Source organism: Streptomyces sp. JN8 (assembly GCF_055808075.1).
The window spans coordinates 2,313,441-2,338,463 of sequence record NZ_CM147852.1 but is presented as its reverse complement, the minus strand read 5'-3'; the positions used below and the strand labels follow the sequence as shown (position 1 = coordinate 2,338,463).

Annotated in this window: 19 protein-coding genes and 1 riboswitch; of the genes, 13 read left to right on the top strand and 6 right to left on the bottom strand. The window is 73.9% G+C overall.

Going from position 1 to position 25,023, the window contains the following annotated elements; genetic code table 11:
• Window positions 1-64 precede the first annotated feature (64 nt).
• Both ACY0MR_RS09970 and ACY0MR_RS09965 read right to left on the bottom strand, forming a co-directional pair.
• Complete coding sequence (locus ACY0MR_RS09970) at window positions 65-754, bottom strand: response regulator (protein ID WP_392865068.1); 690 nt, start codon at window positions 752-754, stop codon at window positions 65-67.
• Window positions 751-2,472 (bottom strand): sensor histidine kinase, encoded by a 1,722-nt coding sequence (locus ACY0MR_RS09965; RefSeq protein ID WP_473560355.1) that lies wholly within the window; start codon window positions 2,470-2,472, stop codon window positions 751-753. The genes ACY0MR_RS09970 and ACY0MR_RS09965 overlap by 4 nt, the downstream gene beginning before the upstream one ends.
• Before the next feature lie 121 nt (window positions 2,473-2,593).
• On the opposite strand from ACY0MR_RS09965, the gene ACY0MR_RS09960 reads away from it, so the two are divergent.
• Window positions 2,594-3,643, top strand: a complete 1,050-nt coding sequence (locus ACY0MR_RS09960) for a CobW family GTP-binding protein (RefSeq protein WP_473560353.1) — start codon at window positions 2,594-2,596, stop codon at window positions 3,641-3,643.
• Between the two features lie 219 nt (window positions 3,644-3,862).
• Here ACY0MR_RS09960 and ACY0MR_RS09955 read toward each other — a convergent pair whose 3' ends face one another.
• Entirely contained in the window at window positions 3,863-6,322 is a 2,460-nt protein-coding gene (locus tag ACY0MR_RS09955) for a DNA gyrase/topoisomerase IV subunit A (RefSeq protein WP_388806808.1), read from the bottom strand.
• Window positions 6,323-6,503: 181 nt separating this feature from the next.
• Between ACY0MR_RS09955 and ACY0MR_RS09950 the strand changes: the two genes are divergently transcribed.
• From ACY0MR_RS09950 to ACY0MR_RS09935, 4 genes are all read left to right on the top strand, one after another.
• A complete protein-coding gene (locus tag ACY0MR_RS09950) occupies window positions 6,504-7,850 on the top strand; it encodes a M16 family metallopeptidase (protein ID WP_361846389.1) in 1,347 nt (448 codons plus the stop codon).
• Window positions 7,851-7,876: 26 nt separating this feature from the next.
• Window positions 7,877-9,244, top strand: coding sequence for a M16 family metallopeptidase (locus ACY0MR_RS09945; RefSeq protein WP_361846463.1), 1,368 nt, complete (start codon window positions 7,877-7,879; stop codon window positions 9,242-9,244).
• A 198-nt stretch (window positions 9,245-9,442) separates the two neighbouring features.
• A riboswitch (cyclic di-AMP (ydaO/yuaA leader) is annotated at window positions 9,443-9,608 on the top strand.
• Between the two features lie 12 nt (window positions 9,609-9,620).
• Window positions 9,621-10,391 (top strand): M23 family metallopeptidase, encoded by a 771-nt coding sequence (locus tag ACY0MR_RS09940; RefSeq protein ID WP_361846387.1) that lies wholly within the window; start codon window positions 9,621-9,623, stop codon window positions 10,389-10,391.
• Window positions 10,392-10,599: 208 nt separating this feature from the next.
• A complete protein-coding gene (locus ACY0MR_RS09935) occupies window positions 10,600-11,283 on the top strand; it encodes a GntR family transcriptional regulator (protein ID WP_361846385.1) in 684 nt (227 codons plus the stop codon).
• Between the two features lie 145 nt (window positions 11,284-11,428).
• Here the strand turns inward: ACY0MR_RS09935 and ACY0MR_RS09930 are convergent, their stop codons facing one another.
• Window positions 11,429-11,710, bottom strand: a complete 282-nt coding sequence (locus ACY0MR_RS09930; RefSeq protein WP_015036698.1) for an HPr family phosphocarrier protein — start codon at window positions 11,708-11,710, stop codon at window positions 11,429-11,431.
• A gap of 242 nt (window positions 11,711-11,952) precedes the next feature.
• Here ACY0MR_RS09930 and ACY0MR_RS09925 point away from each other — a divergent pair, with 242 nt between their 5' ends.
• The 6 genes from ACY0MR_RS09925 (at window position 11,953) to ACY0MR_RS09900 (ending at window position 18,888) form a co-directional block, all read left to right on the top strand.
• A complete protein-coding gene (locus tag ACY0MR_RS09925; RefSeq protein ID WP_473560349.1) occupies window positions 11,953-15,243 on the top strand; it encodes a bifunctional acetate--CoA ligase family protein/GNAT family N-acetyltransferase in 3,291 nt (1,096 codons plus the stop codon).
• Between the two features lie 40 nt (window positions 15,244-15,283).
• Window positions 15,284-15,880 (top strand): DUF5998 family protein, encoded by a 597-nt coding sequence (locus ACY0MR_RS09920; protein ID WP_361858623.1) that lies wholly within the window; start codon window positions 15,284-15,286, stop codon window positions 15,878-15,880.
• A complete protein-coding gene (locus ACY0MR_RS09915; protein ID WP_361858620.1) occupies window positions 15,880-17,085 on the top strand; it encodes an alkaline phosphatase family protein in 1,206 nt (401 codons plus the stop codon). The genes ACY0MR_RS09920 and ACY0MR_RS09915 overlap by 1 nt, the downstream gene beginning before the upstream one ends.
• 59 nt (window positions 17,086-17,144) lie before the next feature.
• Window positions 17,145-17,792, top strand: a complete 648-nt coding sequence (locus ACY0MR_RS09910; RefSeq protein ID WP_148006500.1) for a thymidine kinase — start codon at window positions 17,145-17,147, stop codon at window positions 17,790-17,792.
• Window positions 17,793-17,894: 102 nt separating this feature from the next.
• Complete coding sequence (locus ACY0MR_RS09905) at window positions 17,895-18,329, top strand: hypothetical protein (protein ID WP_403317829.1); 435 nt, start codon at window positions 17,895-17,897, stop codon at window positions 18,327-18,329.
• A 169-nt stretch (window positions 18,330-18,498) separates the two neighbouring features.
• A complete protein-coding gene (locus ACY0MR_RS09900) occupies window positions 18,499-18,888 on the top strand; it encodes a hypothetical protein (RefSeq protein ID WP_473560346.1) in 390 nt (129 codons plus the stop codon).
• A gap of 63 nt (window positions 18,889-18,951) precedes the next feature.
• Here ACY0MR_RS09900 and ACY0MR_RS09895 read toward each other — a convergent pair whose 3' ends face one another.
• Window positions 18,952-21,999: an AfsR/SARP family transcriptional regulator gene (locus ACY0MR_RS09895; protein WP_473560344.1), complete on the bottom strand. Its 3,048-nt coding sequence runs from the start codon at window positions 21,997-21,999 to the stop codon at window positions 18,952-18,954.
• 194 nt (window positions 22,000-22,193) lie between these two features.
• Here ACY0MR_RS09895 and ACY0MR_RS09890 point away from each other — a divergent pair, with 194 nt between their 5' ends.
• Both ACY0MR_RS09890 and ACY0MR_RS09885 read left to right on the top strand, forming a co-directional pair.
• Window positions 22,194-23,582 (top strand): helix-turn-helix domain-containing protein, encoded by a 1,389-nt coding sequence (locus ACY0MR_RS09890; protein ID WP_473560342.1) that lies wholly within the window; start codon window positions 22,194-22,196, stop codon window positions 23,580-23,582.
• 122 nt (window positions 23,583-23,704) lie between these two features.
• Window positions 23,705-24,628 carry an ornithine carbamoyltransferase gene (locus ACY0MR_RS09885; protein ID WP_388806794.1) on the top strand — a complete coding sequence of 308 codons (924 nt, stop codon included), beginning with the start codon at window positions 23,705-23,707 and terminating at the stop codon, window positions 24,626-24,628.
• Window positions 24,629-24,776: 148 nt separating this feature from the next.
• Here the strand turns inward: ACY0MR_RS09885 and ACY0MR_RS09880 are convergent, their stop codons facing one another.
• Window positions 24,777-24,989 (bottom strand): MbtH family protein, encoded by a 213-nt coding sequence (locus tag ACY0MR_RS09880; protein WP_329283812.1) that lies wholly within the window; start codon window positions 24,987-24,989, stop codon window positions 24,777-24,779.
• Window positions 24,990-25,023: the final 34 nt, after the last annotated feature.

The window sequence follows — 25,023 nt, the reverse complement described above, 5'->3', positions numbered from 1 at the left end:
GGGCGGCGCGCGCCACCATCGGGGCCGCGGGCGCCGCCGCTCTCGGCGGGCTGCCGGGGGCCGCTCAGCCGGGGGGCGTGGAGGCCGTCCAGGCGTAGCGGTGCTCGGGGCGGCCCGTCTCGCCGTACCGGAGGGAGAGGCGGACCCGGCCGGTGCGTTCGAGGAGCTTGAGATAGCGCTGCGCGGTCTGGCGGCTGACGCCGGATCGCTCGGCGATCTCCTGGGCGGACAGCGGCCCACCGGCGGCGAGCAGCACCTGGCGGACCAGCTCGGCCGTGGTGGGGGAGTGACCCTTCGGCAGGTCCGGGGCCACGGAGCCCGCCGACAGGACCCCGAAGATCCGGTCCACCTCGGCCTGCTCGGCCTCGCCGCCGCTCTCCAGGGTGCTGCGGAGCGTCGCGTACGCCTCCAGCTTGGCGCGCAGCCCGGCGAAGTTGAACGGCTTGACCAGGTACTGGAGGGCGCCGTGCCGCATCGCCGCCTGCACGGTGGCCACGTCACGGGCGGCCGTCACCATGATCACGTCGCACTGGTGGCCGCGCGCGCGGAGCTCCCGTACGGCGGCGAGGCCGTTCTCGTCGGGCAGGTAGTGGTCCAGCAGGATCAGGTCCACCGGGTGGGCGTCCAGGGCGGCGAGCGCCTCGGCGGTGGAGTGGGCGGTGGCGGTGACGCGGAAGCCGGGCACCTTGGCGACGTAGGCGGCGTTGATGCGGGCGACCCGCGTGTCGTCGTCGACGACCAGGACGTCGATCACCGGGCCTCCTCCACGGCGTCCGGGAGCGGCCCCCGGGCGGCCGGGGCCTGCCCGGGACCCGATTCCCGCACCGGCGGGTCCGGGAGCGGCTCGGGCTCGTTCAGGGCGTCCGGGAGGACGACCGTGAACTCCGCGCCGCCGTCGGGCCCGTCCGCGACCCCTGCCGTGCCGCCCCGGCGCTCGGCGAGCCGGCGCACGAGGGGCAGGCCGAGGCCGCGCTTCCCGTGCGACGGAGGCTCCTTCGTCGACCAGCCCTCGGTGAAGATCAGCTCCCGGCGCTCCTCCGGGACCCCGGGACCGCTGTCCGTCACCCGCAGCAGGACCGTGTGCCCCTCGGTGCGGAACGAGACGTCGATGCGGGCGCCGGGGGTGCCGGCGACGGCGTCCAGGGCGTTGTCGACGAGGTTGCCGACGACCGTGACCAGCTCGCGCGGGTCGACGAGCCGGTCCGGCAGGAGGGAGTCGGGGGCGAGGCGCAGCGAGGCGCCGCGCTCGGCGGCGACCGTCGCCTTGCCCACCAGCAGGGCCGCCAGGAGCGGGTCGTGGATCTTCTCCGTGACCTGCTCGGCGGTGGCCCGGTGCACCCCGACGACCTCCGTGACGAACTCGACCGCCTCCTCGTGCATCTCCAGTTCCAGCAGCCCCAGGAGGGTGTGCATGCGGTTGGCGTGCTCGTGGTCCTGGGCCCGCAGGGCGTCGATCAGGCCCCGGGTGGAGTCGAGCTCGCGCCCGAGCCGCTCCAGCTCGGTGCGGTCGCGGAGGGTCGCCACGGCGCCGCCGTCGTGCGTCGGCATCCGGTTGGCGATGAGCACCCGGTGCCCGCGGACGGTGAGCAGGTCCTCGCCGGTCACCCGGCCCGTCAGGACGTCGGCGGTGCGGCCCCGCCCGAGCACCTCGTCGAGCGGCCGCCCGGCGGCCTCGGGGCCCAGCCCCAGGAGGCGCTGGGCCTCGTCGTTCATCAGCCGGACGGATCCGGTGCGGTCCAGGGCCACGACTCCCTCGCGGATGCCGTGCAGCATGGCCTCGCGTTCGGCGAGCAGCGCGGAGATGTCGGAGAAGGCCAGGTCGTGGGTCTGCCGCTGAAGGCGCCGGGAGATCAGATAGGCGGCCAGGGCGCCGACGGCGAGCGCGCCGCCCGCGTAGGCGAGGAGCCCCGGGATCGCCGCGAGGAGCCGGTCGCGGACGCTGTCGTACTCGATGCCGACGGAGACCGCGCCGACGATCCGGCCGTCCGCGTCCCGCAGCGGCGTCTTGCCGCGCGCCGAGCGGCCCAGAGTCCCGCTGTCGATCTCCATCACCGCGCGCCCGGCGAGCACGTCGGTGGGATCCGTGGAGACGCGCCTGCCGATCGCGGCCGGGTCGGTGTGGGACCAGCGCACCCCGCGAGTGTCCATGACGACCACGTACTCCGCGCCCGTCGAGGCGCGGATGCGCTCGGCCTCCGCCTGCACCGGCCCCCCGGCCGACGGCTCGCTGCCGGTGAGGTCCGCCGCCAGCCGGGGCGACGCCGTCGTCCCGGCGATGGCCAGGGCGCGCCGCATCGCCTGGTCGTCGAGCTGGGCGCTGAGCGGGGCCAGGAACAGCCCGGTGGCGAGCACCGTCACACCGGTCGCGATGGCCAGCTGCATCAGCAGGACCTGCGAGAACACCCGCCGCGGCCAGCCGAACCGCCGACGGCGCGCACGCGGGCGCGGGGGGCTGGTCTGTGCGGGGCTCATGCCGGAAACGGTAAGGGGGCGCGCCCCGGGACCGGAAATGGCGTCGGCACGGGTGTCCGTGCGGAAACCTATTCTGGGGATCCCACAGCCGTGGGGCCCGACGGAACCGGAGGCACGTCCCTTGACCACGCAGCAGATCCCCGTCGTCGTCCTGGCCGGGTTCCTCGGGGCCGGGAAGACCACACTCCTCAACCACCTGCTGCGCAGCTCCCGGGGGACCCGCATCGGCGTCATGGTCAACGACTTCGGCGACATCGGCATCGACGCCATGAGGATCGCCGGCCAGGTCGGCTCCACCGTCTCCCTCGGCAACGGCTGCCTGTGCTGCGCCGTCGACGCGAGCGAGCTGGACGAGTACCTGGAGGTCCTCACCCGCCCCGAGTCGCGGCTGGACGTGATCGTGATCGAGGCGAGCGGCCTCGCCGAGCCCCAGGAACTCGTCCGCATGGTCCTGGCCAGCGAGAACGAGCGGATCGTGTACGGGGGGCTCGTGCAGGTCGTCGACGCGGCCGAGTTCTCCGCCACCCGAGAGCGGCACCCCGAGACCGACCGCCACCTGCCGATCGCCGACCTCGTGGTCGTGAACAAGACCGACCGGGTCTCCGCGGCCGAGCTGCGCGCCGTCCACGAGACGGTGGGCGGCCTCGCCGGGAAGGCCGTCGTCGTCGACGCCGCCCACGGGCGGATCGACCCGGAGCTGCTCTTCGACCGGGTCGCCCCCGAGGGGGAGATCGAGGGGCAGATGTCGATCGAGGACATCCTCTACGGCGACGGCGACGGCGATCCGCACGTCCACCCTCACGCGTCGTACCAGACGGTCTCCCTGACCGCCGCGACGCCGCTCGATCCGCGTCGGCTGATGGCGTTCCTGGACGCGCGGCCCGAGGGCCTCTACCGGATCAAGGGCTTCGTCGACTTCGGTGCCGCCGACCCGGACAACCGCTATGCCGTGCACGCCGTGGGCCGCTTCCTGCGCTTCTACCCCGAGCGGTGGCCCGCGGGCGAGGAGCGGCTCACCCAGCTCGTCCTGATCGGCTCCGGCGTCGACGCCGAAGGCCTGCGCAAGGAACTGGCGGAGTGCGAGCGGACCGGGCCGCAGGACGCCCCCGACGAGCACGGCATGTGGGGCGTCCTGCGGTACGTGCAGCAGACGGAGGAGGAGCCGGCCTGACCGGACCGCCGCGCGCGGCGCACGAGGCTCGGCGGGCCTCGGCGAGCTCCCCGGAATCCGCCTCGTCGCGCACGGGGCCGTCCGCACCGTCGTCCACGACGACCTTGCCCGTCCCGGAGGACACCCGGGCCGGCAGGGCGGCCTTCTCGCCGGACGACAAGAGACCCCGGGCGCTCGGCTGTTCGCCGGGCGCCCGGGGTCTCTCGGAGGGGCGGGCGGTCAGGAGGCCGGGCCGGCCACCACGTCCACCGGGTGGGGGAGCGGGGTGCCCGAGCCGTCGCGGCGGGGGTCGACGGACGGGAGGTCCACCGGGGTGCCGGTCTTCCGGGCGGCGCGGGCCGGGGTGGTGCCCGCCCAGGCCAGGATCAGGACGTCCTCGCCCTTCAGGAAGCGCTGGCAGCGGACGCCGCCGGTCGCGCGGCCCTTGCGCGGGTACTGGTCGAAGGGCGTCAGCTTCGCCGAGGTGCCCGCCGAGGAGTCGAGCGTGCCCGTGGAGCCCGCGACGGTGAACACGACCGCGTCGGCCGCCGGGTCGACCGCCGTGAACGAGAGCACGTCGGCCCCCTCCGCCAGCTTGACGCCCGCCATGCCGCCGGCCGGGCGGCCCTGGGGCCGTACCTGCGCGGCCGGGTAGCGCAGGAGCTGGGCGTCCGAGGTGATGAAGACCAGGTCCTCCTCGCCGGTCCGCAGTTCCGTCGCGCCGACGATCCGGTCGCCGTCCTTGAGGGTGATGACCTCCAGCTCGTCCTTGTTGGCCGGATAGTCCGGCACCACGCGCTTCACCACGCCCTGGAGCGTGCCGAGGGCGAGCCCCGGGGAGCCCTCGTCGAGGGTGGTCAGGCAGACCACGGTCTCGTCGGCCTCCAGGGAGAGGAACTCGGAGAGCGGCGCGCCGCCGGCCAGGTTCGGCGCGGAGGCCGTGTTCGGCAGCTGCGGCAGGTCGATCACGGCGATCCGCAGCAGCCGGCCGGAGGAGGTCACCGCGCCGACATCGCCGCGCTGGGTGGCGGCCACCGACGACAGGACGACGTCGTGCTTGGCGCGCGCGGCGTCCGGGTCGACCGGCGGCAGCTCCGCCGTCGCCGTACGGGCGAGCAGTCCGGTCGAGGAGAGCAGCACGCGGCACGGGTCGTCCGCGACCTCGAGGGAGACGGCCGCGACGGGCGCGCCCGCCGACTCGAGCAGCACCGTGCGCCGGTCCGTGGCGAACTTCTTCGCGACCGCGGCCAGCTCCGCCGAGACCAGCTTCCGCAGCTCCGCGTCGGAGTCGAGGATCCCGGTCAGCTCGTCGATCTCGCCGTTGAGCCGGTTCTGCTCGGTCTCCAGCTCGATCCGGTCGAACTTGGTGAGGCGGCGCAGCGGGGTGTCGAGGATGTACTGGGTCTGGATCTCGCTGAGCGAGAAGCGCTCGATGAGGCGCTCCTTGGCCTGCGCCGAGTTCTCGCTCTCCCGGATCAGCCGGATGACCTCGTCGATGTCGAGCAGGGCGACGAGCAGGCCCTCGACGAGGTGGAGCCGGTCGCGCTTCTTGCCGCGGCGGAACTCGGAGCGGCGGCGGACCACCTCGAAGCGGTGGTCGAGGTAGACCTCCAGGAGCTCCTTGAGGCCGAGGGTGAGCGGCTGGCCGTCGACCAGTGCCACGTTGTTGATGCCGAAGGACTCCTCCATCGGCGTCAGCTTGTAGAGCTGCTCCAGGACCGCCTCGGGCACGAAGCCGTTCTTGATCTCGATGACCAGGCGCAGGCCGTGGTTGCGGTCGGTCAGGTCCTTGACGTCCGCGATGCCCTGGAGCTTCTTGGAGCCGACGAGGTCCTTGATCTTGGAGATGACCTTCTCGGGTCCGACCGTGAACGGCAGCTCGGTCACGACGATGCCCTTGCGGCGGGCGGTGACCGTCTCGACGCTCGTCGTGGCGCGGATCTTGAACGAGCCGCGACCCGACTCGTACGCGTCCTTGATGCCGGCGAGGCCGACGATCCGGCCGCCGGTCGGCAGGTCGGGCCCGGGCACGAAGCGCATCAGCGTCTCGAGGTCGGCGCCCGGGTGGCGGATCAGGTGGCGGGCGGCCGCGACGACCTCGCCGAGGTTGTGCGGGGGCATGTTGGTCGCCATGCCGACGGCGATGCCCGAGGCGCCGTTGACCAGGAGGTTCGGGTAGGCGGCGGGCAGTGCCACCGGCTCCTGCTCCTGGCCGTCGTAGTTCGGCGAGAAGTCGACCGTGTCCTCGTCGATGGACTCCGTCATGAGCAGGGCGGCCGAGGCCATCCGCGACTCGGTGTACCGCATGGCGGCCGGCGGGTCGTCGTTGCCCAGGGAACCGAAGTTGCCGTGGCCGTCGACCAGGGGGAGGCGCATGGAGAAGGGCTGCGCCATGCGGACCATGGCGTCGTAGATCGACGCGTCGCCGTGCGGGTGGAGCTTGCCCATCACCTCGCCGACGACTCGGGCGCACTTGACGAAGCCCCGGTCGGGCCGGAGCCCCATCTCGTTCATCTGGAAGACGATGCGCCGCTGGACGGGCTTCATGCCGTCGCGGGCGTCCGGCAGCGCACGCGAGTAGATCACCGAGTACGCGTACTCGAGGAAGGAGCCCTGCATCTCGTCGACGACGTCGATGTCGAGGATTCGCTCCTCGAACGCGTCGTCCGGCGGCGGTGTCTTCGTGCTGCGGCGGGCCATCGCGGCTGCGGCTCCTTCACCAACAAGGTTGATCTGACGCGGACCATTGTGGACCGTGCCACCGACAACGCCGACCGCGACCCGGAAGAGGGACATCTCCCGGGGTCGGGAACTTCGCCAGGTGTCGGCGCGCTTGCATACAGTGGCAGGACTTTTTCACATCGCGATCGAAGGGACGTACATGCCCATGGGTCACACGGCCACGGCCGAGGCCGGCTCCGGCGGCCTGACAGCGACCGAGCACCGGTTGGCGAACGGCCTGCGCGTGGTGCTCTCGGAGGACCACCTGACCCCGGTCGCCGCGGTCTGCCTCTGGTACGACGTCGGCTCGCGGCACGAGGTCCCGGGCCGCACGGGCCTCGCCCACCTCTTCGAGCACCTGATGTTCCAGGGCTCGAAGCAGGTCCACGGGAACGGGCACTTCGAGCTCGTACAGGGGGCCGGCGGCTCGCTCAACGGCACGACGAGCTTCGAGCGCACCAACTACTTCGAGACCATGCCCACCCACCAGCTGGAGCTCGCGCTCTGGCTGGAGGCCGACCGCATGGGCTCGCTGCTCGCCGCCCTGGACGACGAGTCCATGGAGAACCAGCGGGACGTCGTCAAGAACGAGCGCCGCCAGCGCTACGACAACGTGCCGTACGGCACGGCCTTCGAGAAGCTGACCGCCCTGGCCTACCCGGAGGGGCACCCGTACCACCACACGCCGATCGGCTCGATGGCCGACCTGGACGCGGCGACCCTGGAGGACGCGCGGAACTTCTTCCGCACGTACTACGCCCCGAACAACGCGGTGCTGTCGGTCGTCGGGGACATCGACCCGGAGCGGACCCTCGCCTGGATCGAGAAGTACTTCGGCTCCATCCCCGGCCACGACGGCAAGCCCGCGCCCCGCTCGGGCGAGCTGCCCGAGGTCATCGGCGAGCAGCTGCGTGAGGTCGTCGAGGAGGAGGTGCCGGCGCGTGCGCTGATGGCCGCCTACCGGCTGCCGCACGACGGCACGCGCGCGTGCGACGCGGCCGACCTGGCCCTGACGGTCCTCGGCGGCGGCGAGTCCTCCCGGCTGCACAACCGCCTGGTCCGCCGCGACCGCACCGCCGTCGCCGCCGGCTTCGGCATGCTGCGGCTGGCCGGCGCCCCCTCGCTGGGCTGGCTGGACGTCAAGACCTCCGGCGGGGTCGAGGTCCCGCAGATCGAGGCGGCCGTCGACGAGGAGCTCGCCCGGTTCGCCGCCGAGGGCCCCACGCCCGAGGAGATGGAGCGCGCGCAGGCGCAGCTGGAGCGCGAGTGGCTCGACCGGCTCGGCACCGTCGCGGGCCGCGCCGACGAACTGTGCCGCTTCGCGGTGCTGTTCGGCGACCCGCAGCTCGCGCTGACGGCCGTCGACCGCGTCCTGGCGGTCACCGCCGAGGAGGTGCAGGCCGTCGCCGCGGCCACGCTGCGCCCCGACAACCGCGCGGTGCTGGTCTACGAGCCCGTGGCGACCGAACAGAGCGACAGCGACGAGGAAGAGGGGGCGGACCAGTGACCGACGCTGCCGCGTCTTTGACGAGCATGGACTTCCACCCGCAGCCGACGCCCGGCGACGCCCGGCCCTGGGCCTTCCCGGCCCCGGACCGCGGTGCCCTGGACAACGGCGTGACGTTGCTGACCTGCCACCGCCCCGGCCAGCAGGTGGTGGCCGTGGAGATCTTCCTGCCGGCCCCGCTGGACGCCGAGCCCGCCGGTCTCGACGGTGTGGCCACCATCATGGCCCGGGCCCTGTTCGAGGGCACGGACCAGCACAGCGCCGAGGAGTTCGCGGCCGAGCTGGAGCGCTGCGGCGCCACGCTCGACGCGCACGCCGACCACCCGGGCGTGCGGGTCTCCCTGGAGGTTCCCGCCTCCCGGCTGTCCAAGGCGCTCGGTCTCGTCTCCGAGGCCCTGATCGCGCCGGCGTTCCTGGAGACCGAGGTCGAGCGCCTGGTGCGCAACCGCCTCGACGAGATCCCGCACGAGACGGCCAACCCGTCCCGCCGCGCCGCCAAGCAGCTCTCCAAGGAGCTGTTCCCGGCGGAGGCCCGGATCTCCCGGCCGCGCCAGGGCACCGAGGAGACCGTCGCGGCGATCGACGCCGCCGCGGTCCGCGCCTTCTACGAGGCGTACGTGCGGCCCGGCACGGCCACCGCCGTGGTCGTCGGCGACCTGACCGGTGTCGACCTGGACAAGGTCCTGGCCGAGACGCTCGGCGCGTGGACCGGCGAGCCGGCCGAGCCGCTCCCGATGCCGCCGATCACCGCCGACGACACCGGACGGGTCGTCATCGTGGACCGCCCCGGCGCCGTCCAGACCCAGCTGCTGATCGGCCGGATCGGGCCCGACCGGCACGACAGCGTCTGGCCGGCCCAGGTCCTGGGGGCCTACTGCCTCGGCGGCACCCTCACCTCGCGGCTCGACCGGGTCCTGCGCGAGGAGAAGGGCTACACGTACGGGGTGCGCGCCTTCGGGCAGGTGCTCCGCTCGGACGGCCGGGGGAACGGCGCCTCGATGCTCGCCATCAGCGGCTCCGTCGACACGCCCAACACCGGTCCGGCTCTTGACGACCTGTGGAAGGTGCTGCGGACGCTGGCCGAGGAGGGCCTGACCGACGCCGAGCGGGAGACGGCCGTGCAGAACCTGGTGGGGGTCGCGCCGCTCAAGTACGAGACGGCCGCCTCCGTCGCCGCGACGCTCTCCGACCAGGTCGAGCAGCACCTCCCGGACGACTACCAGGCGCAGTTGTACGCCCGGCTGGCCGAGACGGGCACGGTCGAGGCGACCGCGGCCGTGGTCAGCGCGTTCCCCGTGGACCGTCTCGTCACCGTGCTCGTCGGCGACGCGTCGGAGATCGCGGAGCCGGTGCGCGCGCTCGGGATCGGTGAAGTGACCGTCGTGACCGGCTGATTCACGCGGTCCGCAGGGCGGGGAGGACCCCGACGGCCTGGCCCGTCGGGGTCCTCCCCTTTGTCCGTATTGGGGCAAGGGTTGGCTTTTGCCTTGTGGCATGTCTTACAAAATGCCTGTCCGGTTGGTGATTGAAAGACGATCCGCATAGCGTCAGGCCGTCTGTCCGTCAGTTGCACGTGCCGCACCCGCGGCATCGGTCAGACATCGCCGAGTCCCCGTCAGGCGCGAGCCTGGGGAGCCGGGGACCCACACGCAGTCCCTGGGGTGAATCGGGCGCCTTCGTCTCGTACGGAGGGGCTCGTAGGAGACCTTCCTGCTCCGAACCCGTCAGCTAACCCGGTAGGCGAGAGGGAAGGAAAGGACCAGCCCCTACATGGCGTTCACCCGTGCCACCGGGAAGCATCGTGCTCCGAGCCGGATGGCGCGCCGCGGCGCGGGCATCGCCGGCGCGGCGACCCTCGCCACCGCCGGCGTCATCGGCACCCTGGCCTCCCCGGCGCTCGCCGCCGACACGGACGACCGCTCCCTCGAGGACACCGGCCTCACCAAGGTGATCACCGAGGACGACCTCGCCGAGCGGATCGACGCCCAGGCCGCCGCCCAGGAGCGGGAGGCCTTCGAGATCGCCGCCAAGGCCAAGGCCGAGGCCGAGGCGAAGCGCAAGGCCGAGGCCCGCGCCAAGGAGATCCGCGAGGCCGAGCAGCGCGCCGCCCGCGAGGCCGAGCGCCGCCGCCTGGCCTCCTTCCAGCTCCCGGTCGACGGCTCGTACGTGTCCACCGGCTACAAGACCGGCGGCTCGCTCTGGTCCTCCGGCAGCCACTCCGGCGTCGACTTCCACGCCGCCTACGGCAGCACCGTGGTCTCGGTCGGCTCCGGCACCGTCGTCGAGGCCGGCTGGGGCGGCGCGTACGGCAACAACATCGTCATCCGGATGAACGACGGCACGTACACCCAGTACGGTCACCTGTCCTCCATCGGGGTCTATGTCGGCCAGACCGTCGAGCCCGGTGAGCGGATCGGCATCTCGGGCTCCACCGGCAACTCGACCGGACCCCACCTCCACTTCGAGGCGCGGACGACCGCCGAGTACGGCTCCGACGTCAACCCGGTCGCATACCTGCGCGCCCGCGGCGTCAACGTCTGACCCGACGCCCCCGGGCGGCTCGTCGCGCCGCCCCCGCCCGCATCGCAAAAGCCCCGGCTCGTACAGAGCCGGGGCTTTTCGTCGCGCGCGGCACATCGATATTCCGCCGGGGCATCGGAAATTCCGGCGCGCTGCAATAGAGTCGCAGATCGGGCGCAGAACAGGCGCCGGTGTAATTGACTCGCGCGGACCAAGGCGGAGGTCGGACATGCGCATTCCCGCGCACTCGGTATGCACGGCGATCCGGGACGACATCGTCACGGGCGTCTTCGAGCCGGGCGCCCGGCTGACCGAGGACCAGCTCGCCCGCCGGTACGGGGTCTCCCGGGTCCCGGTCCGCGAGGCCCTGCGGACCCTGGAGTCCGAGGGCTTCGTGGTCACCCGCCGGCACGCCGGGGCGCAGGTCGCGGAGCCCACCGAGCAGGAGGCCGCCGATCTGCTCGACATGCGGGCGCTGCTCGAACCGCTGGGGGCCGCCCGCGCCGCCCAGCGGCGCACGGAGGCGCATCTCAAGGTGCTGCGCGGCCTGGTCAGGCTGGGGCAGGAGCGGGCCAGGCGGGGGCAGGGCGAGGATCTGCGCTCACTCGGGGGCTGGTTCCACGAGACGCTGGCCCAGGCCTCCGGCAGCCCGGCCCTGACGGCCCTGCTGACCCAGCTGCGGCACAAGATCGCCTGGATGTACGCGGTCGAGCAGCCCGAGCGGCCGGTGGACGCCTGGGCCGAGCACGGGGCGATCGTGGACGCCGTGGCGCGCGGCGACGCCGAGCGGGCCAGGACGCTGACCGCGCTGCACGCCGAGCGCACGCAGCCGCTGCACCGTCTCAAGAACCCGGCCGGCGGCCGTGTGAGGGTTTCGCAACATGCAGTCAACACGGCGGGTTCCCGGAATTAACGCGCGCATCGTATACATGGAATAGCAATTCGAGGCCGTCGCTCCGCGCTGCCCGAAAAGGCCGCGACGGAAATGAGAAAAGGCCGTGACCGCCGGAATTCCGGCGGTCACGGCCTTTTCGCCGTGCAGTGGGTGTCGACCCGGATCAGACGGTCTCGGGAAGCTCGTCCAGGCCCTCGGCGACCAGCTTCGCCAGACGGTCCAGAGCGGCCTCGGCGCCGTCGGCCTCCGAGGCGAGGACGATCTCCTCGCCGCCCTGCGCGCCCAGGCCGAGCACCGCGAGCATGGAGGCGGCGTTGACGGGGGTGCCGTCCGACTTGGCGATCGTCACCGGAACGCCGGAAGCCGTGGCGGCACGGACGAAGATGGACGCGGGGCGGGCGTGCAGGCCCTCGGCCCAGCCGACGTTGACGCGGCGCTCAGCCATGGTGTTGCCCTTCAAGTCTCAAGCGGGTTGTCTAGACCAGTCTCTCACGGGATGCTCCGTGCTCGCGCCGACCTTCGGCCCGGATCGGACCGCCCTTCGGCCCTCCCCGCCCTACGGGGCGTGCTCCCTACCTTGCACGGCCGACCCCCGCCGCGCGAGCGATGCCGCCGCCGTGTCGCGGTCGGTGCCGCCACCGGGGCGCGACCCGTGCCACCACCGATCCGCGGCCGTAGGCTGACCCCATGCAGAGCGCGTCGGACCAGCCGCCGGAGCACGACTACCCCGACCACTGGGAGGCGGACGTGGTGCTCCGCGACGGCGGCACCGCGCGCATCCGGCCGATCACGGCCGACGACGCCGACCGCCTGGTCAGCTTCTACGAGCAGGTCTCGGACGAGTCGAAGTACTACCGCTTCTTCGCCCCCTACCCCCGGCTCTCCGCCAAGGACGTGCACCGCTTCACCCACCACGACTTCGTGGACCGGGTGGGCCTGGCGGCGACCGTCGGCGGCGAGTTCATCGCCACGGTGCGCTACGACCGCATCGACGACCGGGGCATGCCCGCCTCCCTCCCCGCCGACGAGGCCGAGGTCGCCTTCCTCGTCCAGGACGCGCACCAGGGGCGCGGCGTCGCCTCCGCCCTGCTCGAACACATCGCGGCGGTCGCCCGGGAGCGGGACATCCGGCGCTTCGCCGCCGAGGTGCTCCCCGCCAACACCAAGATGATCAAGGTGTTCACGGACGCGGGCTACACCCAGAAGCGCAGCTTCGAGGACGGCTCCGTACGGCTCCACCTCGACCTGGAGCCCACCGACCGCTCCCTCGCCGTACAGCGCGCCCGGGAGCAGCGGGCCGAGGCCCGCTCCGTGCAGCGCCTCCTCACACCCCGGTCCGTCGCGGTCGTCGGCGCCGGGCGCGCCCCGGGCGGCGTCGGCCGGACCGTCCTGCGCAACCTCCTCGGGGCCGGGTTCACCGGACGCGTGTACGCGGTCAACGCCGCCCTCGGCGAGGGCGGCGGGGCCGTGGAGTTCGACGGCGTCCCCGCCCACCCCTCCGTCGCCGCCATCGGCGAGCCGGTCGACCTCGCGATCGTCGCCGTTCCCGCCGAACGGGTGCCGGAGGTCGTCGCGGACTGCGGCGAGCACGGCGTCCAGGGGCTGGTCGTCCTCTCCGCCGGCTACGCCGAGAGCGGTCCCGCGGGCCGCGAGCGGCAGCGCGAGCTGGTGCGGCAGGCCCGCTCGTACGGCATGCGGATCATCGGCCCCAACGCCTTCGGCATCATCAACACCGCCCCCGACGTCCGCCTCAACGCCTCCCTCGCCCCGCAGACGCCGGCCGCCGGGCGGATCGGGCTCTTCACCCAGTCCGGCGCGATCGGCATCGCCCTCCTCGCCGGACTGCACCGGCGGGGCGCCGGGCTGTCCTCCTTCATCTCGGCCGGCAACCGGGCCGACGTCTCGGGCAACGACTTCCTCCAGCACTGGTACGACGACCCCGGGACCGACGTCGTCCTCCTCTACCTGGAGTCGATCGGCAACCCCCGGAAGTTCACCCGGCTCGCGCGCCGCACCGCCGCCGTCAAACCGGTCGTCGTCGTGAAGGGCGCCCGGCACAGCGGCAGCGCGCCCCCCGGCCACCGGGTGCCCGTCACCCGCATCCCGCACGCCACCGTCTCCGCGCTGCTCCGCCAGGCCGGCGTCATCCGCGTCGACACCGTCACCGAGCTGGTCGACGCGGGCCTGCTGCTCGCCGCCCAGCCGCTGCCCGACGGACCCCGGGTCGCGATCCTCGGCAACTCCGAGTCCCTCGGGCTGCTCACCTACGACGCCTGCCTCACGGAGGGGCTGCGCCCGCTCCGGCCGCTCGACCTCACCACGGCCGCGGAGCCCGCGGACTTCCGGGACGCGCTCGCCGCGGCGCTCGCGGACGAGACCTCCGACGCGGTCGTCGTGACCGCGATCCCGTGGGTCGGCGAGAACGGCGCCACCGAGTTCGGCGACGGCGAGGTCCTCGCGGCCGCCCTCCGCGAGGCCGTGGCCTCCGCCCAGGCCCCCACCAAGCCGGTCGTCGTCGTGCACGTCGAGATGGGCGGCCTCGCGGAGGCCCTGGCCGTCGCCACGAGCACCCGCCCGACGGCCCCGGGCCGCGCCGGCGGCACGGACCCGACGCCCCGGCCGGCCGCGCCGGGCACCGGAACCACGGCGGGGGCCGCCCCGGGGACCCCGAGGGAAGCCGGTCACGGAACGGAACCCGGCGCCGGCGCCCGGACCGGAGCCGGCCCCGGAGCCCCGGCCGGTGTGAGCCCCGGCGCCCGTACCGGAGCCGGCCCCGGAGCCCCGGCCAGTGTGAGCCCCGGCGCCCCGACCGGTGTGGGCTCCGGTGTCCCGGCCGGGCCCGGACTGGCCGGGTCCGGCCCTGGTGTGCCGCCCGGCCACGACCGCGGGGTACCGCCCGGACACGACCGCGGTGTCCGGGCCGGTCACGGCGTCGGCGCTCCGGGGCCGGTCCCGGGCGCGGCCGCGTCCCCCGGACCGTCGGCCGGTGCGGCCACGCCTCCCGGACCGTCGGTCCCCGCCGGCCACCCCGGCGCGGCCCCCGCCCCGGCTCCCGCGACCGAATCCGCCGCCGCCTCCGACTCCGCCCCCGCCGTCGTCCCGCCCGCCGCCATCCCCTCCTATCCCGCCGCCGAGCGGGCGGTGCGGGCGCTGGCCGAGGCCGTGCGGTACGGGGAGTGGCGGCGGCAGGCCGCCGATCCCGGGCGGGTGCCCGAGTACGAGGACATCGACGAGGCGGGGGCGGCGGCGCTCATCGGACGGGTGCTCGGCGGCGAGGACGCCGACCCCCGCGGTGTGACCCTCGACACCGCCCAGGCGGGGGAGCTGCTCGGGCGGTACGGGATCGCCGTCCGCCCCACCCTGCCCGCGCCCACCCCCGACGAGGCCGTCGCGGCCGCCGCCCGGCTCGGCTACCCGGTGGCCCTGAAGACGACCGCGCCCCACCTCCGCCACCGCCCCGACCTCGGGGGCGTACGGCTCGATCTGGCGTCCGAGGGGCAGCTCCGCACGGCCTACGCCGAGCTGACGGAGGTCCTGGGCAAGCCGGAGGAGCTGCTGCCGGTCGTCCAGGCGATGGTGCCCCGCGGCGTCGACACCGTCGTCCGCTCCGCCATCGACCCCGCGGTCGGCGCCGTCCTCTCCTTCGGCCTGTCCGGGGCGGCGTCGGAGCTGCTCGGCGACACGGCCCACCGGCTGGTGCCGGCCACCGACCGGGACGTCGCCGACCTGGTCCGCTCCCTCCGCACCGCGCCGCTGCTCTTCGGCTGGCGCGGCTCCGCCCCCGTCGACACCCCCGCCCTCGAAGAGGTCCTGCTCCGGGTGTCGCGGCTGGTCGACGACCACCCGGAGGTGGTCGCCGTCTCCCTGGAACCGGTGGTCGTGGCGCCCCGCGGACTGTCCGTCCTCGGCGCCACCGTCCGGCTGGCCCCGCCGCCGCCCCGCACCGACCTCGGCCCGCGCAGCCTGCCGAGCTACTGAAGGGCCTGAGGGGGGCCCGCAGCCCCGTAGGATGGAGTCCATGGCGAAGACCGGTACGACGACCCAGGGGCTGCGCGCGGCGATCGAGCGCAGCGGCTACTACCCGGCCCTCGTGGCCGAGGCGGTGGAGGCCGCCGTCGGCGGCGAGGCCGTCGCGTCGTACGTCGTGCACCAGGAGACCACCTTCGACGCCAACGAGGTCCGGCGCCACGTCACCGTCCTCGTCCTGACGCCGCACCGCTTCATCGTCAGCCACACCGACGAGCAGGCCGCCGACAGCAGCTCCCCGACGCCGTACGCCACGACGTCCACCGAGTCCGTGAAGCTCGACCGGATCTCCTCGGTCGTCGTCAGCCGCGTCGTCGCCAACCCGGAGTCGTACACCCCGGGCACGCTGCCCCGCGAGGTCGTCCTCACCATCGGCTGGGGCGCCGTCTCCCGCATCGACCTGGAGCCGGCCGCCTGCGGCGACTCCAACTGCGACGCCGACCACGGCTACACGGGCAACGCGACCGCCGACGACCTCAGCCTCCGGGTGAGCGAGGCCGGCGACGGTCCGGACACCGTCCGGCAGACCCTCGTCTTCGCCCAGGCCCTGTCCGAAGCCATCGCGGCCACCGCCGCCCCGACCCGCTGATGGTGCAGCCGACCGCCGCGACCCACGGCTGGCCCGACGACCCGGTTCCGCTGGCCCCGGAGACCGCGCCGGTCCCCGAGTACGCCTTCGGCTCCCTCGGCGACGTCCTGCCGACGCTCGTCGCCGGTCAGGGCGTGCCCGGCTTCGACGCCCGGATCGCGGAGCTCTCCCCGGCCGACCGGAACTGCGTCTTCCTGATCGACGGGCTCGGCTGGGAGCAGATCAAGGCCCACCCGGACGAGGCCCCCTATCTGACCTCGCTCCTCGGCTCCTCCCGCGGGGGCACCGGCCGCCCGGTGACCGCGGGCTTCCCCGCGACCACCGCCACCTCGCTCGCCTCCGTCGGCACCGGCCGCTACCCCGGCACCCACGGGCTCCCCGGCTACACCGTGCGCGATCCCGACACCGGCGAGCTGATGAACCAGCTCCGGTGGAAGCCGTGGACCGCCCCGCACGTGTGGCAGCCCTACCCCACCGTCTTCCGGCTCGCGCACGAGGCCGGGGTCCACACCGCGCAGGTGTCCTCCCCGATCTTCGAGCAGACCCCGCTCACCAAGGTCGCGCTCAGCGGCGGAACGTTTCACGGGCGGCTCTCCGGCGAGGAGCGCATGGACTTCGCCGCCGAGCAGCTCGCCGCCGGCGACCGCTCGCTGGTCTACACGTACTACAGCGAACTCGACGGCGCCGGACACCGCTTCGGCATCGACTCCGACGCCTGGCGCGGCCAGCTGATGTTCGTCGACCGGCTCGTGCAGCGGCTCGCCGAGCAGCTGCCGCCCCGCTCGGCGCTGTACGTCACGGCCGACCACGGCATGGTCGACATCCCCTTCGACGAGCAGCACCGCATCGACTTCGACGAGGACTGGGAGCTCCGCGCGGGCGTCGCGCTCCTCGGCGGCGAAGGACGGGCCCGGCACGTCTACGCGGTGCCGGGCGCCGAGGCGGACGTCCTCACCTGCTGGCGCGAGGTGATCGGGGAGCAGTTCTGGGTCGCGAGCCGCGACGAGGCGATCTCCCTCGGCTGGTTCGGCGACGAGGTCGACGAGCGCGTGTACGGGCGGATCGGCGACGTCGTCGCCGCGGCCCACGACGACGTGGCGATCACCGCGTCCGTGAACGAGCCCCACGAGTCGGCGATGGTCGGCATGCACGGGTCCATGACCCCCGCGGAGCAGCTCGTCCCCCTCCTGGAAGTCCGCTCCTGACCCCTCCGGAACCCCGGACGCCCACCCCCCTCCACGCCCCGAAAGGTCCCCGCCCCGTCATGCCCGAGCTGGTCTTCTTCTCCGGAACCATGGACTGCGGGAAGAGCACCCTGGCACTCCAGATCGCCCACAACCGCGACGCGCGAGGGCTCCAGGGCGTGATCTTCACCCGTGACGACCGGGCGGGCGAGGGCAAGCTCTCCTCCCGCCTCGGCCTGGTGACGGAGGCGGTGGAGGCGCCGCAGGGCATGGACCTGTACGCGTACCTCGTCACCCAGCTGTCCCAGGGCGGCAAGGCCGACTACGTGATCGTCGACGAGGCCCAGTTCCTCGCCCCGGAGCAGATCGACCAGCTCGCCCGGGTCGTCGACGACCTCGAACTCGACGTCTTCGCCTTCGGCATCACCACCGACTTCCGGACCCGGCTCTTCCCCGGCTCGCAGCGGCTCATCGAGCTGGCGGACCGCATCGAGCAGCTCCAGGTCGAGGCGCTCTGCTGGTGCGGGGCCCGCGCCACGCACAACGCCCGCACCGTCGGCGGCGCGATGGTCGTCGAGGGCGAGCAGGTCGTCGTCGGCGACGTGAACCGGCCCGCCGAGGAGATCGGCTACGAGGTGCTGTGCCGGCGCCACCACCGGCGTCGGATGACCTCGGCCGCGGCGCGCGCGGGAGCCCTCTCCCCGGACGTGCTGCCGGTCAACGGCTGAGCCGTCCCCGGGGCCGGTCCGTACGACGGGACCGGAGCGGGAGGAGAACGGTATCGGGGCGCTCGACTCTGGCGGAGTGGTTCTCTGCAGGAGGAGTCTTCGATGAAACATCCCCCGGACCGGATCGACGTGGCCGAGGGGCTGCGCCACATCCTTCAGGAGCTGTCCGCCATCGAGCGGTCGGTCGAGGGCGGGCGCGCGGGTCTGCCCGATGCCCGTACGGACGGAGAGGGGCCCTGGGACGGGCCCGAGTTCACCGTCGAGACCGTCAGCGACAACAGCATGCACACCGTGGTGGACATCAGGGCGCTCAGCGGTCCCGGCCAGTCCCCGCCCGACCGCGCGGGGCCGGGCGAGCAGGAGGTCGCCGAGCTGCGCGCGACCGTGCGCGCGCTGCTCGACCTCGCGGACATCGGCTCGGGGCGGGTCCGTACCACCGTGGTCCTCACCGAGCGGGGGCCGCGGGTGGTCAGTTGCCGGCTGGGCGGCGGCGCGACCGTCTTCGCGCGTGAGCCGGGGGCCGGGACGACGGGCTGAGGAGTCCTCGGCGGCGTGGCCGCACCCGGGCCGACCTGGCGGTTCCCGGGTGCGTTCCCCTGCCGTACCGGCGGGCGGTATCGGCTCGGGAACGGTCCGGGAACGGGTCGCCGGAGAGTACGTGGTGTCGGGAAGCAGAACCGCGCAAACCACGTAAAGGGGATAGGTCATGGGACGCAAGTCGACTGGACTCGCCGGGATCGTCGTCGCCGCCGCCCTCGCCCTCGGGCTCGGGGTCACGGTGGAGGCGGGTCACCAGCAGAGCCGGCCGGCCGGCGTGCAGATCCAGGCCGACGACCAGGGCCCGACGGTGATCGGCAAGGGCGGGGTCGTCCAGGCGGGTGCGTCGGACGATCAGGGTCCGACCGTCGTGAAGCCGGGGGTTGTTCAGGCGGGTGCGTCGGACGATCAGGGTCCGACCGTCGTGAAGCCCGGGGTCGTTCAGGCCGGTGCGTCGGACGACCAGGGTCCGACTGTGGTGAAGCCCGGGGTTGTTCAGGCGGGTGCCGCCGACGACCAGGGGCCGACCGTCATCGGTCAGGGTCTGCTCGCCGTCTGAATCCCCGCCCGGTGAGGCGACCGCGTCGGCCGCGCCCGGACGGGCCCCGGCCGGCCCGCCGCGTCAGCCGCGGCGGCGTTCCGCCGGGACGCCCATCTCGCCGAACAGGTCCTCCGCCGCCCGCTCGTTGCGCCCCGCCTCGTCCGCGAGGCCGAGGGCGGCCTGGGCGCGGGCCATGCCGGACAGGGCGTAGGCCATCTCGATGCGGAAGTCGAGGGAGTGCGCCACCTCGTGGGCGCTCTCGTGCAGGCCGAGCGCCGCCACGTACTCCTTGCGCTTGTACAGATACCGGCCGACGGTGTTCTCGACCTTGGCCCGGCGCAGTGGAGAAACGTTTGGCCCGATGGTTTCGATGGCCCGGTCCGCGTACTGGACCGCCTGCTCGTCCCGGCCGAGGCGCTGGGCGACCTCCGCGAGGAGCGCCAGGGCCAGGGCCACCTGCCCTGGATCGCTGTTCTCGGTCGACAGGGCCCGTGCCCGCGCGAGGCACGTGTCGGCGGCCTCGTCGTCACCGAGGCAGGCGTGCGCGAAGGCGAGATCCGTGAAGGCCACCAACTTGTTCTCGTGCTGGCCGAGTTCGTCGCAGAGCGCGATCGCCCGGCGGGCCGCGGACGCCGCCTCCTCGTGCCGCCCCCACTGCTCGTACAGGGTGCTGAGCAGGGTGAGGCTCTCCGCCTCCGCCCGGCTGGCGCCCAGCTCGCGCTGGTGCGCGATCGACTTCTCCAGATGGGACAGCGCCTGCGGGAACCGGCCCAGCAGACTGTTCAGCTGGCCCAGCGCGCCCTCGCTGTGGGCCAGCGTCTGGACATCCCCGAGCCGTTCGGCGACGTCCCGGCCCTCCGTGGCGACCTCGATCCCCTCCGCGAAGCGGCCCAGCTTCCAGCACGCGACGCCCAGATTGGACAGGCTCACCCCCAGCAGCGGCAGTTCGCCGAGCCGGCGCGCGGCGGCCACCGCGAGGAGCCCCATCGAGCGGAACTCCTCCAACTGGCCCCGGGCACTGAGCTGGAAGGCCAGATTGCGGCTCAGGAACACGGTGTGACGGTCGTGGCCGAGCCGGTCGGCCAGGCCCACCACCCCCAGCAGGGACCCCTGCTCCCGGGCGAACCACTGCTCGGCCCGCCCGCCGTCCGCCAGCCGCGGCAGCCGCGGCAGCCACGCGTCCGCGTCCTCCACCTCCGCCACCCCGGTCGGGATGCGGCGCCTGCCCGGGAACATCACCCGGCAGGCCGACTCCGTCGCCGCCAGGTAGTAGTCGAGCAGCCGGCGCGCCGACGCGGAGTCGTCCTCCTCCGTCGCCGGCGCCCTGAGGCTCTGCGCGAAGCTCCGCACCAGGTCGTGGAAGGTGTACAGGCCGATCTCCGGCTGCTTCAGCAGGTGCACGTCCAGGAGGAGTTCGAGGATGTCCTCGGCGTCGGCCGGATCGGTCTCCAGGAGGGCGGCCGCCGCGTACACGTCGAGGTCGCCCCCGGGGTGCAGCGCCAGACTGCGGAACGCGGTCCGGCAGTCCTGCTCCAGGGCCTGGTACGACAGGCGCAGGGTGGCGGCGACACTGCGCTGCCCCGAACTCAGCTCGTCCAGCCGCCGCGTCTCGTCCCGCAGTCGGTCCGCCAGGTAACGCAGCGTCCAGCGGGGTCTGTTGCGCAGCCGGGCGGTGGCGATCCGCAGCGCCAGGGGCAGCCGGCCGCACAACCGCGCCAGCTCGGCGGCCGCCTCCGGCTCCGCCGCGTACCGCTGCTCGCCCAGCGTCTCCGCCATCAGAGCCGCGCACTCCGCCGGCGACATCACGTCGATCGAGATCCACTGCGCCGAGTCCAGGTCCACCAGCCGGGCCCGGCTGGTGACGAGGACCAGGCAGCCCGGCGTGGTCGGCAGCAGCGGGCGCACCCCGTCGGCGTCGGCCGCGTTGTCGAGGAGGAGCAGCAGCCGCTTCCCCGTGACGGTCGACCGCCACAGGGCCGTACGGCCCGCGAGGTCCTCGGGGATGCGCGAGCCCGGCACGCCCAGGGCGCGCAGCAGGCTGTCGAGCGCTCCGCCGGCGGTCACCGGCTGCTCGCCGGGGGTGTAGCCGCGCAGGTCGATGTAGAGCTGGCCGTCGGGGAACTCGGAGGCCAGCGAGTGCGCCGCGTGCACGGCCAGCGAGGTCTTGCCGCTGCCGCCCATGCCGTCCAGGGCCACGATCCGGGAATGCCGGGCGCAGTCCCGGCCGGCCGAGTCGAGCAGCTCCCGCAGCTCGTCGCCGCGGCCCGTGAAGTCCGCCAGGTCGTACGGCAGGGTGCAGGGGGCCTCGGCGGGCACCGCCTCCGCTAAGACGGCCGGGGCCGCGGTCGGCGGGGGAGCGGGGGCGGCCAGCTCCGGACTGTCGCGCAGGATCCCCTCGTACACCTTGGTCAGCCGGGGGCCGGGATCGACGCCCAGCTCCTCCACCAGGAGTTCCCGGACCCGGCCGTACTCCTCCAGCGCCTCGGCCTGCCGGCCCGAGCGGTACAGGGCGAGCATCAACTGGGCGCGCAGCGACTCGTGCAGGGGGTGCGCCTGCACCAGGTCCCGGAGGTCGACGACGAGTTCCGCCGTCTCGCCGAGCCCGAGACGGAGCTCGAAGAGCTGCTCCGCGGCGGCGAGCCTGCGCTCCTCCAGCGCCGTGGCCGCCGCCTCGATCACCGGGCCGCCCGCGCCCGACAGGATCGGACCGCGCCACAGGCCGAGAGCCCGGCGCAGATCCGCCACGGCGTCGACCGCCCGGCCCTCGCCCGGCGCGTCCCGAGCGGATTGCACAAGAAATCCGAACTCCGTCAGGTCGAGCTGCTCCGGGGCCAGGACCACCCGGTAGCCGGGACCGTCGGTGACGATGACCTCGCTGCCCGAGGGGATGCGCCGGCGGAGGTCGGCGACCGCCTTCCGGACCTGGTGCGAGGCCGTCGCCGGCGGGTCCTCGGACCAGGCCGACTCCACGAGCCGGCCGATCGTCAGCACCCGTCCCGGCTCCAGGAGCAGCGTGCCCAGCACGCGTTCCTGGATGAGGCCCCCCAGCCTCAGGCGCGCACCGCCGGCCCAGCCCTCCAGGGGCCCCAGCACGTTGAATCTCAGCGATTGCTCCTCGGCACCGGTCATCGCCGCGAGCACCCCCCCAGGTCTTCCGGCCACGCCCTCGGCGCCGGGTTTTGCGGATCCTAGCCCGTTCCCGCGACCCCCGGGAACGAGGCGGTACGCGATCGGTAAGCGGTTCCCGCACGGTAGGAACCACGAGGCCGACTCCTGCACGGCCCTCGCGACTGAGGACCCCCCATGCAGCAAGGAGACTGGTCATGACCGAACAGGCATCGCCGGACGGACTCGCCGAGCAGCTGCGGGCGGCACGGCAGTGGGCCGGCATCACCCAGGAGCAGCTGGCCGGCCTGTCGACCGTCAGCGTGCGGGCCATCCGGGACCTGGAGCAGGGACGCGTGCGCCACCCGCGCCGCGAGACGCTCCGGCTGCTCGCCGGGGCCATGCGGCTGAGCGACGCCCGCCGGGCCGCCCTGGAGCTGGCCGTCGAAGGGGCCGAGGCCGGCACGGTCATGCGGGAGACGTACGGCGCCGAGCTCGCCCCACCGCCCAAGCCGCTGCGCAGACTCGTCGGCCGCGCCGAGGAACTCCGTGCCCTGACCGGACTGCTGGCCACCGAGCACGAGCGGCTCGTCAGCGTCGTGGGTCTGGCCGGCGTCGGCAAGACCCGGCTGGCCCAGGAGGCCGCCCTGCTGCTCCACGGCCGCGACCGGACCCCGGTCGTCTGGGTCGACATGACCGGGACCGCGACGCCGCCCGCCGGGCCCGCGGGGACCCGCAGCCCGCGCTCCGCCCTGACGGGCTGGGCCCGCTCCCTGGCCCTCGGCGGCCGCGGGCTCGACGAACTCGCCTCCGTGATACGCGGCCGGGACACCCTGCTGGTCCTCGACGGCCACGACACCGGCCCCCACATATCGCCCCAGCTCCTGGAACTGCTGCACGTCTGCGAGCGCCTCACGGTGCTGATCACCACGCGCGAGCCGCACCGCACCCCGGGCAACCGGATGCTGCCGCTCGGCCCGCTGCCCGTGCCCGACCCGGAGCCCGGGGCGTCCGCCGGGGGGACCGGCGCGCCGGGCGCCTCCCTGACCGCCGGGCAGCCGGCCGTCGAACTCATGCTGTCGTACGTCGCCCACATGCGCCCCGACCTGATGCCCGGCGACTCGCTGGTGAGCACGGTGGCCCGGATCAGCCGGGCCCTCGACGGGGTGCCGCGGGCGATGGAGGCGGCCGCCTCCTGGCTGCTGCTGCGTTCGCCCGCGGAACTGCTGCGGATCGCGCGGACCGCGCCCCTCGACGTCGTCGACGACGTGACCGCCGCGGACCCCGGCGGCGACGCGGCCGGCGAGGGACTCGCCGCCCTGCTCGCGGACGCCGTGGCCCGGCTCGACGACGGGCCCGCCGCCCTGCTCGGCGACCTGAGCCTGCTGCCCGACGGCTGGAGCGCCGACGAGGCCGCGGCCGGCCTGTCCGCGACCCCGGCGGGAGTGGTGCGCGACGTCCACGCGCTGATGCTCCGCGGCCTGGTGCGGCGCCTGCCCGGCGAGGAGGACGGCGCCCCGCGGTTCGGGGTGCTCCACCTGGTGCGGCGGCTCGCCGCCGAGCGCGCCGCCTCCCTCGTACCGGCGACCGCCCTCGTCTCCTCCTGACGGGCCGGCGTCCGCCCCGTCCCGCTCGCTCCTCCCGCCCCTCGTCTCTCCTCCCGTCCCTTGCCTCTCTCCTCCCTCCCTCCTCCCTCCCGTCCTCACCGTCCTGGAAAGGTCCGTCCGCCATGCGCAACCTGATCTCGCTCGCCGACCTGAAGCCCGAGCAGCTCGCCCGTATCGTCGCCCGAGCCGTCGAGTTCGGCACCGGCCGCGTCGACGACCGGCCGCTGGCCGGACGGCAGGTCGGCGTCTACTTCCGCAAGTCGTCCACCCGGACCAGGACCTCGTTCTGGAGCGGCGCCACCCGGCTCGGCGCCGACGTCATCACCTTCGGCCCCGACGAACTCCAGCTGACCACCGGGGAGACAGTGGAGGACACCAGCCGGGTCCTCGGCCAGTACCTCGACGCCCTCGTCGTCCGCACCAACGGGGACGTCGCGGAGATGCGCCGCCTCGGCGGCAGCCCCGACCTCGCCGTGGTGAACGCCCTCAGCCTCGACGAGCACCCGACCCAGGCGATCGCCGACCTGACCACGCTGGCGGAGCACTTCGGGAAGCTCGACGGCCTCCACGTCCTCGTCGTCGGCGAGGGCAACAGCTCCGGCGCCGCCCTCGCCCTCGCCGGCGCGCTGACCCCCGGACTGCGGATCACCCTGCTGAGCCCGGAGGGGTACGAGGTGCCCAAGAGCACCATGGACCTCGTCGACGAACTGAGCGGGGGCAGCCACCAGGTGCGCCGGATCACCGACCCGGCCGAGGTCGACGGCCCCGTCGACGCGGTGTACACGAGCCGCTGGCAGACCATGGGCGTACCGAAGGCGGACCCGAACTGGCTCGCCGCCTTCGAGGGGTTCGCCATCGACCGCGCGTTCTTCGAGCGGTACAGCGGCCCGGACACCGTCTTCCTGCACGACCTGCCGGCCGTCCGCGGCCAGGAGGTCACCGACGAGGTCCTCGACGGCGAGCGCAGCCTCGCCTGGCGGCAGGCCCACCACAAGATGACCGCCGCCATGGCCGTACTGGAGTGGTGCGTCGTCGGCGAGGAGTGAGACCTCAGGTCCTCGGCGCCCGTCCGGGCCCGCCCCCGAGGGGCCGGGCCCGGGAACGGGACGGGGACGGAGAACGGGACGGGGGCGGCGTCGGTACCGGGTTCGCGAACCCGGTACCGACGCCGCCCCCGCGGGTGCGTGGCGGACGTCAGCCGCCCATCGCGGCGACGACCGAACGGGGCCGCAGATCCGTCCAGTTGGCCTCGATGTAGTCGGCACACTCCTGCTTGCCGCCCTCTTCGCGGACCAGCTGCCAGCCCTCCGGGCGGCGGATCCGGGCGGGCCACAGCGAGTGCTGGCCCTCGTCGTTGGCCAGGACGACGAAACGGCCGTCGGCGTCGTCGAACGGATTGGTTGCCATGGCTTCACCTCTGTGGGTTCCGTGGAACGGGGAT

Coding starts and splice junctions, on each gene's coding strand:
- ACY0MR_RS09930 (WP_015036698.1), bottom strand. CDS start 11,710: ATGGCTGAGCGCCGCGTCAACGTCGGCTGGGCCGAGGGCCTGCACGCC.
- ACY0MR_RS09920 (WP_361858623.1), top strand. CDS start 15,284: ATGGCGAAGACCGGTACGACGACCCAGGGGCTGCGCGCGGCGATCGAG.
- ACY0MR_RS09955 (WP_388806808.1), bottom strand. CDS start 6,322: ATGGCCCGCCGCAGCACGAAGACACCGCCGCCGGACGACGCGTTCGAG.
- ACY0MR_RS09950 (WP_361846389.1), top strand. CDS start 6,504: ATGCCCATGGGTCACACGGCCACGGCCGAGGCCGGCTCCGGCGGCCTG.
- ACY0MR_RS09890 (WP_473560342.1), top strand. CDS start 22,194: ATGACCGAACAGGCATCGCCGGACGGACTCGCCGAGCAGCTGCGGGCG.
- ACY0MR_RS09900 (WP_473560346.1), top strand. CDS start 18,499: ATGGGACGCAAGTCGACTGGACTCGCCGGGATCGTCGTCGCCGCCGCC.
- ACY0MR_RS09940 (WP_361846387.1), top strand. CDS start 9,621: ATGGCGTTCACCCGTGCCACCGGGAAGCATCGTGCTCCGAGCCGGATG.
- ACY0MR_RS09945 (WP_361846463.1), top strand. CDS start 7,877: ATGGACTTCCACCCGCAGCCGACGCCCGGCGACGCCCGGCCCTGGGCC.
- ACY0MR_RS09935 (WP_361846385.1), top strand. CDS start 10,600: ATGCGCATTCCCGCGCACTCGGTATGCACGGCGATCCGGGACGACATC.
- ACY0MR_RS09910 (WP_148006500.1), top strand. CDS start 17,145: ATGCCCGAGCTGGTCTTCTTCTCCGGAACCATGGACTGCGGGAAGAGC.
- ACY0MR_RS09905 (WP_403317829.1), top strand. CDS start 17,895: ATGAAACATCCCCCGGACCGGATCGACGTGGCCGAGGGGCTGCGCCAC.
- ACY0MR_RS09925 (WP_473560349.1), top strand. CDS start 11,953: ATGCAGAGCGCGTCGGACCAGCCGCCGGAGCACGACTACCCCGACCAC.
- ACY0MR_RS09895 (WP_473560344.1), bottom strand. CDS start 21,999: ATGACCGGTGCCGAGGAGCAATCGCTGAGATTCAACGTGCTGGGGCCC.
- ACY0MR_RS09915 (WP_361858620.1), top strand. CDS start 15,880: ATGGTGCAGCCGACCGCCGCGACCCACGGCTGGCCCGACGACCCGGTT.
- ACY0MR_RS09880 (WP_329283812.1), bottom strand. CDS start 24,989: ATGGCAACCAATCCGTTCGACGACGCCGACGGCCGTTTCGTCGTCCTG.
- ACY0MR_RS09965 (WP_473560355.1), bottom strand. CDS start 2,472: ATGAGCCCCGCACAGACCAGCCCCCCGCGCCCGCGTGCGCGCCGTCGG.
- ACY0MR_RS09885 (WP_388806794.1), top strand. CDS start 23,705: ATGCGCAACCTGATCTCGCTCGCCGACCTGAAGCCCGAGCAGCTCGCC.